Genomic DNA, 12,540 nt, shown 5'->3' on the forward strand with positions numbered 1-12,540 from the left:
ATGAAATCCTGCACCGCGCCTGCCAGCACCACGCCTGCGATCAGCCAGAGCGTGCCGGGCAAGTAACCCATTTGCGCAGCCAGCACCGGACCGACCAGAGGGCCAGCGCCAGCGATGGCAGCGAAGTGGTGACCAAAAAGAATGTGTTTGTTGGTCGGGACGTAATCCAGACCGTCATTGTTGAGTACCGCAGGGGTGGCCCGGGTCGGATCAAGTTGCATGACATGGGTGGCGATGAACAGGCTGTAGTAACGATACGCGACCAGATAAATGGCGACCGCCGCAACGACGATCCAGAGTGCGTTGATCGCCTCCCCGCGACGCAACGCAACTACCCCCAGAGCACACGCCCCGAGAATCGCAACAATCAGCCAGGGCACATGGCGCAGCAGACTATTATTGTTTTTCATTTTTTTATTTTTCCAACTGAGTGGCTTGGATGAGCAGCCACCAGAGTCTAGCGCCGATGCAGCGAAAGACCACCCCCACCATGGTCTAGAGCGAGTTTTCGCCTATAGTCAGTGCACTCAAGGAGTAGCTGCCTCATGACAGATTCCCACCAAGACCGTCGTCGTTTTAAGCGCATCGCGTTTGATGCGAAAACTGAATTCACCCAAGGGCCGAAAAGCTGGCCAGTAAAGTTGATCGACTTGTCCCTTAAAGGGCTGTTGATCGAGCGGCCCTCGCCATGGCTGGGCAATCCGGATGATCTGTTCTTCGTGGATATTCATCTGAGTGTCGATATCGATCTGCAGATGGAGGTGCGCCTGACCCATGACGATAACAACCATTTGGGGTTCGTTTGTGAGCACATCGGCCTGGAATCAGTGACGCATTTGCGCCGATTGATCGAACTCAACCTGGCCGACCCGGCGGAGCTTGAGCGCGAGTTGGCGGCGTTGATTGAGGTGTGAACTCGATCTACCTGTAGGAGCGAACTTGTTCGCGAGACGTCCGGCTGACAGACCGCGTCGCTTGGCTCGCCAACAAGTTGGCTCCTACAGATTGATGCCCCCTCCCAAAGCACTACTCAAATAACGCATCCAGCGCCTGATCCAGCCGGGTCACGCCAATCACCGTCAACCCCGGGGGCGATTCTTTCGGCGCGTTGCCCTTGGGCACGATGGCGCGTTTGAAGCCATGCTTGGCCGCTTCTTTCAAACGCTCCTGACCGCTCGGCACCGGCCGCACTTCGCCCGACAACCCTACTTCCCCGAACACCAGCAAGTCGTTGGGCAACGGTCGATTGCGCAAACTGGACATCACAGCTGCCATCAGGGCCAGGTCCGACGCTGTTTCCAGCACTTTCACCCCGCCCACCACGTTGAGAAACACGTCCTGATCGTGGGTCGGAATACCGCCGTGGCGATGCAACACTGCCAACAACATCGCCAACCGGTTCTGATCCAGGCCTAACGTCACCCGACGGGGGTTGGACAAATGGCTGTCGTCTACCAGTGCCTGCACTTCCACCAGCATTGGCCGGGTGCCTTCCCACGTAGCCATGACCACGCTGCCTGCGACTTCTTCCTGGGCTCGCGTGAGAAAGATCGCCGAAGGGTTGGAGACTTCCTTCAGACCCTTGTCGGTCATACCGAACACGCCCAGCTCGTTGACCGCACCGAAGCGATTCTTCACTGCACGCAGCAGGCGCAGGCGACCATCGGATTCACCCTCGAAATACAGCACGGTATCCACCATGTGCTCCAGCACCCGCGGCCCGGCCAATGCGCCCTCTTTGGTAACGTGCCCGACGAGGAAAATCGCCGTACCGCTTATTTTTGCGTATCGCACCAGCAATGCCGCGCTCTCGCGCACCTGAGACACACCACCGGGCGCGGACTGCAATTGCTCGGTAAAAATGGTCTGGATCGAGTCGATGACCATCACCTTGGGCTGCTCGATGCGCGCCGTGGCAATGATGGTTTCGATGTTGGTTTCGGTCATCACCTTGAGCTTGTCCTGCGGCAGGCCCAAGCGCCGTGCGCGCATGGCGACCTGCTGTTGGGATTCTTCACCGGTGACGTACAACGCAGGCATTCGCTCGGCAATCGCGCACAGGGTTTGCAGCAGGATGGTGGATTTGCCGATGCCGGGATCACCCCCGATCAACACGACCGAGCCGTCTACCAAGCCGCCGCCGAGGACGCGATCCAGTTCAGTGGAATTGGTGGAAAAACGCGGGACCTCTTCGACACTGACCTCAGCCAGGGTCCGGACTTGCGCCTGTTGGCCGGTCCAGCCTGAGCGACCGCTGGGCGCCGCTGCCCCGCCGCTCTCGATGACTGTTTCAACCAAGGTGTTCCAGGCGCCGCACTCGGTGCACTGCCCGGCCCATTTAGGAAACGTCGCGCCGCACTCGGTGCAGCCGAACATACGTTTGGCCTTGGCCATGACACCCCCGATCTGAAAAGGGGCCAATCATAGCGCAACGCTCAAGCGACCGCGTTTGCGGGGAGACAAAGGGAAGTTTTTGGATGTTTCCATAAAACTAACCAGACCTCAGTCGGTCGATTACGAGGACTGCGCACAATGCGCAGAGCTGTCTTACACTGCAATACAACCACTCATGTGTAACAAAGGAAGAAAACCTATGGGCGTACTAAGCGAGTTCAAAGCCTTTGCCGTCAAAGGTAACGTGGTCGATATGGCCGTCGGTATCATCATTGGCGCGGCATTCGGCAAGATCGTTTCGTCGTTCGTCGGCGATGTAATCATGCCGCCCTTGGGGCTGCTGATCGGCGGCGTGGATTTTAGTGATCTGGCTGTGATGTTAAGGCCAGCCGAAGGTGCGGCACCTGCTGTTGTTTTGGCATACGGCAAATTTATCCAGACGGTCATCGACTTCATCATCGTGGCATTCGCAATCTTCATGGGCGTGAAGGCGATCAATCGTTTGAAACGCGAGGAAGCCAAGGCGCCGACACTGCCGCCAACGCCGACTAAGGAAGAACTGCTGCTGGGCGAAATTCGTGATCTGCTGAAAGAGCAGAACAGCCGGCCTGCTGCGCCGATCACTGTTGATCCGTTGCGTCCGATCTAACGCCATACCTCTGTAGGAGCGAACTTGTTCGCGATGCGTCTTACCCGAAACGACGCATTAAAGGCCTCGCCAACAAGTTAGCTCCTACAGGACCATTCGGTAATTACCAATAATTCTCCACCGCAATCTGCCCTGGCTTGCGGCTCAGATTCAGGCGCATGTCGCGCTGTTTCAATACGGCGCGGGTGTCGTCGATCATTTGCGGATTGCCGCAGATCATCACCCGTGAATGTTCCGGACTCAGTTGAACCCCCGCCGCTTTTTCAAGCTCTCCATTTTCGATCAACGTGGTGATTCGTCCATTGAGCGCACCGGGATGCTGCTCGCGCGTGACGGTGGCAATGAATTGGAATTTATCGGCGTACTCAGCCAGATAATCGCGCTCGGTCAGCTGCGCGATCAGTTCTTGATACGCCAACTCTTTACCTTCCCTTGCGCTGTACACCAGGATGATTCGCTCGAATTTTTCCCACACCTCAAAATCCTGAAGAATCGATAAAAACGGCGCCACGCCGGTGCCGGTTGCCAACAACCACAGATCCCGACCATCAGAAAAACGATCCGCTGTCAGGTAGCCCACCGCCTGTTTCTCCACCATCAAGGTATCGCCCTCGCGCAGACGACTCAGCTCACTGGTAAATTCCCCGCCCGGCACGACGATAGAGAAGAACTCCAGAAACTCGTCGTGTGGCGACGACACCATTGAATAGGCGCGCCAGGCCGTGGTGCCGTCCGCTTTGGTGACCCCTAAACGCGCGAACTGACCGGCAGTGAACCGGAAACCTGGATCTCGGGTTGTGCGCACAGTGAACAGACTGGGCGTCAGAGGCGTGACGCTCAGCAAGGTTTGCCGGGTGAACTTCTCAGCACTGGCCGTCATGGGGGATTCGATTTCCTGTTATTTCGCGATGAGCTCACAGTGTCCCGCAAAGCTGTCGCGATAAACACCGAGGGTTTGTAGTGATATCCATTCGAACCTCGTCATCTGCCGCTTAGAGTATTTGGCGATTGGCGTTATAGCTGGCAAACGGCTCTTGGCGCGCCGTTGCAGGTTAAGCCATTGAAAATCCTCTCCCGACTTACTGTTCATCCCATTGCCGCTGCATCCTCCATTTCCCCGCTCGTCAGAAGGGTCAGGTGCGCTGCGGTCCGCCAAACAGTTCGTTCCTAAACTTCTAACAAATGGCGACACACACCCAAGCATGGAGGCTTGTCATGGAACGCAAAACGCCTGATTCAATACCGGATACTCATTACTGCGTGGGCTCATCAAGCACCCTGACTTACCGCGAAGTTGAAATACTGAGGTGGTGCGCGGCTGGCAAAACTGCAGAAGAGATCGGCACCATCCTTAATCTGAAATCCCGCACGGTGAATTTCCACGTCGGCAAAGCTATTCGGAAGATGGGCGTCAGCAACAAGACGGCCGCTGCTGTTCAGGCAGCGTTAAGCGGCGCGTTTATAACATCGCTAACCAGCGAGACCACGTGAGCAACCGGCAATCGGTCGTAAACGTCAGGTGCCAAAGTTTGAAAAGCACGTAAAATCGCCCGCTTCTCTGTGAGTGCGGCTGACCCGGTGCCCGCCTGACATTTGCCGACCGCACGCGTGCGTCGCCCACGAATGGATCTTCCCGCTCATGCCTTTGCTTGAAAGCCCGTTTGCCCAGCTCGATCTGATTCGCCAGCCCGAACAATCGGATGAACCGTTGCAGGCGTTTGATGCAGCCGACGAGTATCTGCTCAACCACATCGCCGAGCACGGGCTCACCCTGCAAACCCGGGTGCTGGTGCTCAACGACAATTTTGGCGCGCTGGCTGTCAGCCTCGCTCCGCACGCGACGGTCATCAGCAGCACCGATTCGTTTCTCGGCGTTCAGGCGCTGGAGAAAAACCTCGCCCGTAATGGACAGACGTTCGATGCGGTGCCGGTCATTCCGGCCAGCGAACCGCTGACCGGTCTGTTCGACTGGGTGTTGATTCGCGTCCCAAAGACCCTGGCGCTGCTTGAAGAACAATTGATTCGCCTGCAGGGCAAGTTGGCCCCAGGCGCGAAGGTGATCGCGGCGGGGATGATCAAGCACCTGCCCCGCTCCGCCGGTGAGTTGCTGGAGGAATACATCGGTCCGGTGCAGGCTTCGCTCGCGGTCAAGAAAGCTCGCTTGCTGTTCGCTACTCCCGAAGAGAAACCCCTACAGCCCTCGCCGTACCCCACTCGCTACACCCTGGACGAGCCAAAGATCGAGCTGGTCAATCACGCCAACGTGTTTTGCCGCGACGGTCTGGACATTGGCACGCGGGCGTTTTTGCCGTTTTTACCAAAAAATCTGGGCAGCGCCCGCGTCGCCGACTTGGGGTGCGGTAATGGCGTACTGGCAATTGCCAGCGCTCTGGCTAACCCCGATGCGCAGTACACGCTGGTGGACGAGTCGTTCATGGCGGTGCAATCGGCGCAGGAAAACTGGCGTGCGGCGCTGGGTGAGCGCCAGGCAGTGATTCACGCTGGCGACGGCCTGGCAGGCCAAGCGCCTGATTCGCTGGACGTGGTGTTGTGCAATCCGCCTTTCCACCAGCAACAGACGGTGGGTGATTTTCTGGCCTGGCGCATGTTTCAGCAGGCGCGCGCAGCGCTGGTGACCGGAGGCGCGCTGTATATCGTGGGTAACCGGCATTTGGGCTATCACAGCAAACTGGCGCGATTGTTCCGGGGCGTCGAGCAGGTCGGGGCCACGCCGAAGTTCGTGGTCCTCAAAGCCCGTAAATAACCCGATGCTTTGCTTCTGCACGAAGGGCGTAGGAGTAAGGCTTTTCCCGCGATCTGCCGGGGTCGCGCTCGACTGGGAACCGGCAGCAAAACCGGCGAATGCGGTTTGTCTGATGCGCCGAGGTGCCTGGATCTGGGGCCGCTTCGCAGCCCATCGCTGCCCTCGTAACCTCGAAGAGCTCCTACGCGCTTTGCGCAGAAGCGGGATCGCGGCGCGCAAAAAATCCTGTTTAAACGTCACTCGCGCGCGACGCTTTTGATTCTGCCCAGCGGGCGTAGGAGCGTGGCTTGTCCCGCGATCTGCCGGGAACCGGCAGTAAAACCTGAGAATGCGGTTTGTCTGGTGTACCGAGGCGCTTGGGTTTGGGGCCGCTTCGCAGCCCATCGCTGCCCTCGTAACCTCGAAGAGCTCCTACGCGCTCCGCGCAGAAGCGCGATCGCGGCGCGCAACAATCTCGTCGGAGCGACGTCTGCCCGCGAAGCTCTCGATTCTGCCCGGAGGGCGTAGGAGCGTGGCTTGTCCCGCGATCTGCCGGGAACCGGCAGCAAAACCTGCGAATGCGGTCTGTCTGATGCGCCGAGGTGTCTGGATGTGGGGCCGCTTCGCAGCCCATCGTCGGCAAGCCGGACTCCTACGCGCTCCGCGCAGAAGCGGGATCGCGGCGCGCACAAACCCTGTTTAAACGTCACTCGCGCGCGACGCTTTTGATTCTGCCCAGAGGGCGTAGGAGCGTGGCTTGTCCCGCGATCTGCCGGGAACCGGCAGCAAAACCTGCGAATGCGGTCTGTCTGATACACCGAGGCGCCTGGATTTGGGGCCGCTTCGCAGCCCATCGTCGGCAAGCCGGACTCCTACGCGCTCCGCGCAGAAGCGGGATCGCGGCGCGCAACAATCTCGTCGGAGCGACGTCTGCCCGCGAAGCTCTTGATTCTGCCCCGAGGGCGTAGGAGCGTGGCTTGTCCCGCGATCTGCCGGGAACCGGCAGCAAAACCTGCCAATGCGGTCTGTCTGATGCGCCGAGGTGTCTGGATGTGGGGCCGCTTCGCAGCCCATCGTCGGCAAGCCGGACTCCTACGCGCTCCGCGCAGAAGCGGGATCGCGGCGCGCACAAACCCTGTTTAAACGTCACTCGCGCGCGACGCTTTTGATTCTGCCCAGAGGGCGTAGGAGCGTGGCTTGTCCCGCGATCTGCCGGGAACCGGCAGCAAAACCTGCGAATGCGGTCTGTCTGATACACCGAGGCGCCTGGATTTGGGGCCGCTTCGCAGCCCATCGTCGGCAAGCCGGACTCCTACGCGCTCCGCGCAGAAACGGGGGTTGCGGTGGATTCTCAGGGCGAGAGCAGAATTGAGCGGGCAAAACTCAAATTCCAGACAAAAAAATACCCTCCGAAGAGGGCATGAGGGTCCGCAGGTGTGGCGCGGAACGGAAACAGCTTCAGTGGGTTTTCATTCCTGCCGCAGTCATGAACATGCGCAGCAGTGTGGCCACGATAAACAGCGCGAATACGCTGCCTCCCCAAATGACGACCAGCCAGCCGATCCGTTTCCAGAGCGGTTGTTTGAGTGCTGGGTCTTCTTCGTGATGAAAAGATTCTTTGCCGGACATCGCTAAATCCTCCTCGCTTGAACATCGGCCCCCGACCATCGTCGGGGGCCGACGCTGCTAGTGGTAGCCGTCTTCGTGGGTGACTTTGCCGCGGAACACGTAGTAGCTCCAGAATGTGTAACCCAGGATCAACGGGATGATGAACAGCGTGCCAACCAGAATGAACCCCTGGCTCTGCGGCGGCGACGCGGCATCCCAGATCGAGACCGCTGGCGGAATAATGTTCGGCCACAAGCTGATGCCCAGCCCGCTGTAGCCCAGGAAAATCAGCACCAGGGTCAGCAGGAACGGCGTGTAGTTGGCATTGCGCGCCACCGCCTTGAACAATCCGTACATCGTGATCAGTACCAGGGCAGGCACCGGCATGAAGTAGAACAGGTTCGGCAGACTGAACCAGCGATCAGCAATGTCCTGATGCGCCAATGGCGTCCACAGGCTCACCACTGCCATCACCACCAGCGTGGCGATGGCCAGAGGGCGTGCCAGATCGTGCATTGCTTTCTGCAACGAGCCTTCGGTCTTCATGATCAGCCACGTGCAGCCAAGCAACGCGTAAGCCACGATCAGCGCCAGACCGCAGAACAGCGAGAACGGCGTCAGCCAGTCCAGACCGCCTCCGGCATAGGCCCGATTAACCACCGGAATGCCATCGATGTAAGCGCCCAATGCCACCCCCTGAAAGAACGTAGCCACCAGCGAACCGCCAATAAACGCTTTGTCCCACAAGTGACGCTTCTGGGCCGTGGCCTTGAAGCGGAACTCGAAGGCGACACCGCGGAAAATCAAGCCGAACAGCATGAAGATCAACGGCAGATACAGCGCCTCAAGCACAACGGCATAGGCCAGCGGGAAAGCGCCGAACAACCCGGCACCGCCCAACACCAGCCACGTTTCGTTACCGTCCCATACAGGCGCGACGGTATTCATCATCACGTCGCGGTCTTGCTCTTCTTTCATGAACGGGAAGAGGATGCCGATGCCGAGGTCAAAGCCGTCCATGATGACGTACATCATGATGCCGAAGATGATGATCACGGCCCAGATCAGTGGAAGATCAATACCCATGACTCAGTTCCCCTCACGCAGGCTGTCGGTTGGGCTGTCGGTGCCCTCTTGAGCGGCAGACAGTGGACGTGCCGGTGTACGTTTTTGCCCTGGGCCGCCGTGTGGAACGTCGTCGCCTTCGTGGGTTTTCGGACCTTTGCGCACCAGACGCATCATGTAGCCGAAACCTGCACCGAACAGGGTGAAATACACCACGACGAACAGCACCAGCGTCAGGGTCATCTGCCCCACGCTGTGGTTTGAAGACGCATCGGCGGTGCGCATCAGGCCATAGACCACCCACGGCTGACGCCCGATTTCAGTGGTAAACCAGCCCGCCAGCATAGCGATCAAACCGGCCGGGCCCATGCACATCACCAGGCGCAGGAACAGGCGGTTGCTGTACAACCCGCCGCGCCAGCGCAGCCAGGCACTCCACAGGCCGACCGCAATCATCAGCATGCCCAACGCGACCATGACGCGGAACGACCAGAACACAATCAGCGAATTAGGACGGTCTTCAGGCGGGAACGACTTAAGCGCCGGGATCTGTTTGTCCAGACTGTGAGTCAGAATCAGGCTGCCCAGGTACGGGATTTCCACCGCGTACTTGGTGCGCTCTTCTTTCATGTCCGGGATGCCGAACAGAATCAGCGGAGTCGGTTCGTCGCCGACGTTTTCCCAGTGACCTTCGATCGCAGCAATTTTCGCGGGCTGATGCTCCAGGGTGTTCAAGCCGTGGGCGTCACCCACTACTGCCTGAATCGGCGCGACGATCAGCGCCATCCACATCGCCATGGAGAGCATTCTGCGGATCGCCGGATTGTCGCGACCGCGCAGCAGGTGCCAGGCCGCCGAGGCGCCGACGAAGAATGCGGTAGCAACGAACGCGGCAATAGCCATGTGCGTAAGACGATAGGGGAAAGAGGGGTTGAAGATAACCTTGAACCAGTCAACCGGAATGACCCGGCCGTCGACGATTTCAAAACCCTGGGGCGTCTGCATCCAGCTGTTGGAGGCCAGAATCCAGAAGGTCGAAATCAGGGTGCCGACGGCGACCATGACGGTGGCAAAGAAGTGCAGGCCACGGCCCACGCGGTTCCAGCCAAACAGCATGACGCCCAGGAAGCCGGCTTCGAGGAAGAATGCGGTCAGCACCTCGTAGGTCAGCAGCGGGCCGGTGACTGCACCGGCGAAGTCTGAAAATCGACTCCAGTTGGTGCCGAACTCGTAGGCCATGACCAAGCCCGAGACCACGCCCATACCGAAGTTGACTGCAAAAATCTTCGACCAGAAATGGTACAGATCGCGGTAGGTATTATCCTTGGTCCGCAACCACAGCCCTTCGAGCACAGCAAGGAAACTCGCCAGTCCGATGGTGATGGCGGGGAACAGGATATGAAACGAGACAGTAAATGCGAACTGCATTCGGGCGAGATCGAGTGCCTCTAAACCGAACATGGGTCTTCCTCTATCAGGTGATTCCGGCTTCAGACCAGGGCCTGCAGCGACTGCCCCCACAATTATTGAGTACGACGCTTAAGTATTGGTTCTTTTTAGTTTCGTAGCGCGGGGGATATGTCCAGTCAACGCGTCAATCAAAGCCGTTGCGGGCAGTGATGCAGGTCAACCAACGATGAAAGAGTAGTCCCATTTCGGCACATGGCCTGCGTGGTCTTTTGTCGCGTGGCGAGTTGCCTCACCCGGCCTATTGTTTATCGCGGACCGTGGGAGGGAGCTTGCTCGCGATTCGCTACAGAATATGTGACGGATGTACCGACCATTTCGCGAGCAAGCTCCCTCCCACAATAGTTATCCAGCGCTATTTTCCGATTAGAGCCAACAAGTTGGCTCCTACAGAAGGCCCGTCCTACAGCGGTCCGCGAATGAACCCGAGTAATGCCTCCACCAATCGTTCATACAATTCATCCACTTCCGACACCGAGCCCTTCCCCCTCAAGCAGCCATGAACCAGACCAAGTCCGGGATGTAATTGCGTGGGAACCCCTGCTTCTCTCAACAGGCGCTCGTAGGATGTGCCGTCGTCGCGCAAGGGATCGAACTGGGCGACGGCTATAAACGCAGGCGCCAGCCCGCTGAAGTCACTCGCATTGAGCGGCATCGCGTACGGCGAACGCTCTTGCGCAGGCTCAGTCAGGTACAAGTCCCGGTAATAGAACAGGCCTTCGCGGGACAGCAACGGCGCATCGCGGCACTCGGTGCGCGACGGCAGGTCATCCGCGCCGCCCAATCCTGGGTAAATCAATGCCTGACCCACCGGCTGCGTTTCGCCAGCATCACGTAACGCCAGGCATACCGCGGCAGCGAGATTGCCGCCCGCGCTGTCGCCAGCAATGGCTACCCGCCGGGGGTCGATGTCCAGGCGCAAGGCTTGAATCTGCAGCCCATGCCAGACCGCCAGGCAATCGCCGAACCCTGCCGGAAACCTGGCCTCTGGCGCGAGTCGATAATCCACGGCGATCACGACCACGTTAAGGTCGATCGCCAGCGCAGCAGTCAGAAAGTCGTGGGAATCCAGATCACCCACAACCCATCCGCCGCCATGCAGGTAAATCAAGCACGGCGCGGGGTGCTCCAGCGACAGCCGATGCGGGCGATAGCTGCGCACCGAGACGTTCGCCAGTTTGAAGTCCTGCACCTCAAGCCCGGTGGGCCGCTGCGGATTGAACGCCCGACACATGCGTGAATACGCTACGCGTTGGGCCGCAATATCGGTTGATTCAACGTTGAAGCTGTTGGTTTTAGCGACAAAACGGGCCATTTCGGGCGACAGCGGATAAGGCAAAATCATCAGCCACTCCAGCCCGCCCCACAAGGTGGAGGGGCCGGGCAACGTTTACCACACGGACTGACGCTTATTTATTGACCGCGAGCTGAACAGCGGCGGTCGCGTCCTTGCCATCAAAAGTGGTCACCCCGGACAACCAGCGTTGCACATCTTCCGGGTGAGCCTTGAGCCAGGCCTTGGCCACATCAGTCGGCGCTTTACGGTCCATGATCGGCACCATCATTTGCGACTCCTGAGCTGCCGTGAACTGAAGATTGCTCATCAGCTTGCTGACATTCGGGCAGCGAGTGGCGTAATCCGGAGCGGTGACTACCGATACCGTTGCGGCGCCTTCCTGTGGGCCGAACACGTCTTCGCTGCCGGTCAGGTAGGCGAGCTTCATGTTGATGTTCATCGGGTGCGGGGTCCAGCCGACGAACACCACCCACTCGTTGCGCTTAACCGCGCGCTGCACCGCGGCCAGCATCCCCGCTTCGCCCGATTCCACCAGTTGGAAGCCACCCAAACCGAACTGATTCTTTTCGATCATGCCCTTGATATTGGCGTTAGCGCCCGTGCCGGGCTCGATGCCGTAAATCTTGCCGCCGAGCTTGTCTTTGAATTTGGCGATATCAGCGAAGGTTTTCAGGCCGCCAGAGGCCACGTAGTCGGGCACAGCCAAGGTTGCCTGGGCGTCACTCATGCTGGGTTTGTCGAGGACTTTGACCTGATTGGCGGCAATAAAGGGCGCGATGTTCTTGTCCATCGCCGGCTTCCAGTAACCCAGAAACACGTCGAGACGATCATCACGCAGACCACCGAATACGATTTGCTGGGCAGCGCTGGTCTGCTTGACCTGGTAACCCATGTTCTGCAGGAGAACTTCAGCGACCGCACTGGTGGCGATCACGTCAGTCCAGTTGACCACGCCCATGCGAACGTTCTGACACTTGGCGGGCTCGGCCGCTAGCAAGGCGGTGCTGGTCAGCATCATCACACCGCAACTGATATGACGGATAAATCTGTTCATGCATGCTCCTCGGGTCGGCTCGTTATTTTTTTAGCGCTTTTTCGGCAGCTTTCTAAGGCTTCAAGACCCACGGCAATACGAGTGCTGCCGCGTTGATGCAAATTACGCAGCAGCACCCTGCATGAAACGCACCAGCGCGACCTGTGGTTGCACTGGGGCGACATTGAAATGATCTTTGGATTTCAGGCTGTAGGAGCGCGCTTGCCCGCGATGAGGCCATTTGATTCAACACGGATGGCGAAGGTGAATCAAAAGCTTCGCGG

At 58.8% G+C, this 12,540-nt stretch carries 12 protein-coding genes; 4 read left to right on the top strand and 8 right to left on the bottom strand.

What is annotated here, in order from left to right; translation table 11 throughout:
* The coding region (locus ACWKV9_RS20340; RefSeq protein WP_483837933.1) for a carbon starvation CstA family protein at positions 1 to 410 on the bottom strand (410 nt) is incomplete at its 3' end.
* Positions 411 to 545: 135 nt separating this feature from the next.
* Between ACWKV9_RS20340 and ACWKV9_RS20345 the strand changes: the two genes are divergently transcribed.
* On the top strand, positions 546 to 914 hold the full coding sequence (locus tag ACWKV9_RS20345; protein ID WP_483837934.1) for a PilZ domain-containing protein: 369 nt from the start codon (positions 546 to 548) through the stop codon (positions 912 to 914).
* Between the two features lie 112 nt (positions 915 to 1,026).
* Here the strand turns inward: ACWKV9_RS20345 and radA are convergent, their stop codons facing one another.
* On the bottom strand, positions 1,027 to 2,394 hold the full coding sequence (gene radA / locus ACWKV9_RS20350; RefSeq protein ID WP_483837935.1) for a DNA repair protein RadA: 1,368 nt from the start codon (positions 2,392 to 2,394) through the stop codon (positions 1,027 to 1,029).
* A 199-nt stretch (positions 2,395 to 2,593) separates the two neighbouring features.
* On the opposite strand from radA, the gene mscL reads away from it, so the two are divergent.
* The gene (mscL, locus tag ACWKV9_RS20355; protein WP_483837936.1) at positions 2,594 to 3,043 is read left to right on the top strand and encodes a large-conductance mechanosensitive channel protein MscL; all 450 of its coding nucleotides are present in this window, start codon (positions 2,594 to 2,596) and stop codon (positions 3,041 to 3,043) included.
* Positions 3,044 to 3,146: 103 nt separating this feature from the next.
* Here the strand turns inward: mscL and ACWKV9_RS20360 are convergent, their stop codons facing one another.
* Positions 3,147 to 3,923 (bottom strand): ferredoxin--NADP reductase, encoded by a 777-nt coding sequence (locus tag ACWKV9_RS20360; RefSeq protein ID WP_483837937.1) that lies wholly within the window; start codon positions 3,921 to 3,923, stop codon positions 3,147 to 3,149.
* 335 nt (positions 3,924 to 4,258) lie between these two features.
* On the opposite strand from ACWKV9_RS20360, the gene ACWKV9_RS20365 reads away from it, so the two are divergent.
* Entirely contained in the window at positions 4,259 to 4,534 is a 276-nt protein-coding gene (locus tag ACWKV9_RS20365) for a helix-turn-helix domain-containing protein (protein ID WP_483837938.1), read from the top strand.
* A 148-nt stretch (positions 4,535 to 4,682) separates the two neighbouring features.
* Positions 4,683 to 5,807 carry a methyltransferase gene (locus ACWKV9_RS20370; protein WP_483837939.1) on the top strand — a complete coding sequence of 375 codons (1,125 nt, stop codon included), beginning with the start codon at positions 4,683 to 4,685 and terminating at the stop codon, positions 5,805 to 5,807.
* Positions 5,808 to 7,244: 1,437 nt separating this feature from the next.
* Here the strand turns inward: ACWKV9_RS20370 and ACWKV9_RS20375 are convergent.
* From ACWKV9_RS20375 to choX, 5 genes are all read right to left on the bottom strand, one after another.
* Positions 7,245 to 7,415, bottom strand: a complete 171-nt coding sequence (locus tag ACWKV9_RS20375) for a DUF2474 domain-containing protein (protein ID WP_483837940.1) — start codon at positions 7,413 to 7,415, stop codon at positions 7,245 to 7,247.
* Positions 7,416 to 7,472: 57 nt separating this feature from the next.
* Positions 7,473 to 8,480: a cytochrome d ubiquinol oxidase subunit II gene (gene cydB / locus ACWKV9_RS20380; RefSeq protein WP_483837941.1), complete on the bottom strand. Its 1,008-nt coding sequence runs from the start codon at positions 8,478 to 8,480 to the stop codon at positions 7,473 to 7,475.
* Between the two features lie 3 nt (positions 8,481 to 8,483).
* Positions 8,484 to 9,920 (bottom strand): cytochrome ubiquinol oxidase subunit I, encoded by a 1,437-nt coding sequence (locus ACWKV9_RS20385; RefSeq protein ID WP_483837942.1) that lies wholly within the window; start codon positions 9,918 to 9,920, stop codon positions 8,484 to 8,486.
* Positions 9,921 to 10,329: 409 nt separating this feature from the next.
* Positions 10,330 to 11,268, bottom strand: a complete 939-nt coding sequence (locus ACWKV9_RS20390; RefSeq protein ID WP_483838088.1) for an alpha/beta hydrolase — start codon at positions 11,266 to 11,268, stop codon at positions 10,330 to 10,332.
* Positions 11,269 to 11,335: 67 nt separating this feature from the next.
* Positions 11,336 to 12,277, bottom strand: coding sequence for a choline ABC transporter substrate-binding protein (gene choX, locus ACWKV9_RS20395; protein WP_483837943.1), 942 nt, complete (start codon positions 12,275 to 12,277; stop codon positions 11,336 to 11,338).
* Between the last annotated feature and the right edge of the window lie 263 nt (positions 12,278 to 12,540).

It is taken from the genome of Pseudomonas corni (assembly GCF_057128765.1).

Excerpts from the sequence above, each read along its gene's own strand:
- mscL (WP_483837936.1), top strand. The coding sequence starts at position 2,594 with ATGGGCGTACTAAGCGAGTTCAAAGCCTTTGCCGTCAAAGGTAACGTG.
- ACWKV9_RS20385 (WP_483837942.1), bottom strand. The coding sequence starts at position 9,920 with ATGTTCGGTTTAGAGGCACTCGATCTCGCCCGAATGCAGTTCGCATTT.
- cydB (WP_483837941.1), bottom strand. The coding sequence starts at position 8,480 with ATGGGTATTGATCTTCCACTGATCTGGGCCGTGATCATCATCTTCGGC.
- radA (WP_483837935.1), bottom strand. The coding sequence starts at position 2,394 with ATGGCCAAGGCCAAACGTATGTTCGGCTGCACCGAGTGCGGCGCGACG.
- ACWKV9_RS20370 (WP_483837939.1), top strand. The coding sequence starts at position 4,683 with ATGCCTTTGCTTGAAAGCCCGTTTGCCCAGCTCGATCTGATTCGCCAG.
- ACWKV9_RS20375 (WP_483837940.1), bottom strand. The coding sequence starts at position 7,415 with ATGTCCGGCAAAGAATCTTTTCATCACGAAGAAGACCCAGCACTCAAA.
- ACWKV9_RS20365 (WP_483837938.1), top strand. The coding sequence starts at position 4,259 with ATGGAACGCAAAACGCCTGATTCAATACCGGATACTCATTACTGCGTG.
- ACWKV9_RS20345 (WP_483837934.1), top strand. The coding sequence starts at position 546 with ATGACAGATTCCCACCAAGACCGTCGTCGTTTTAAGCGCATCGCGTTT.
- ACWKV9_RS20360 (WP_483837937.1), bottom strand. The coding sequence starts at position 3,923 with ATGACGGCCAGTGCTGAGAAGTTCACCCGGCAAACCTTGCTGAGCGTC.
- choX (WP_483837943.1), bottom strand. The coding sequence starts at position 12,277 with ATGAACAGATTTATCCGTCATATCAGTTGCGGTGTGATGATGCTGACC.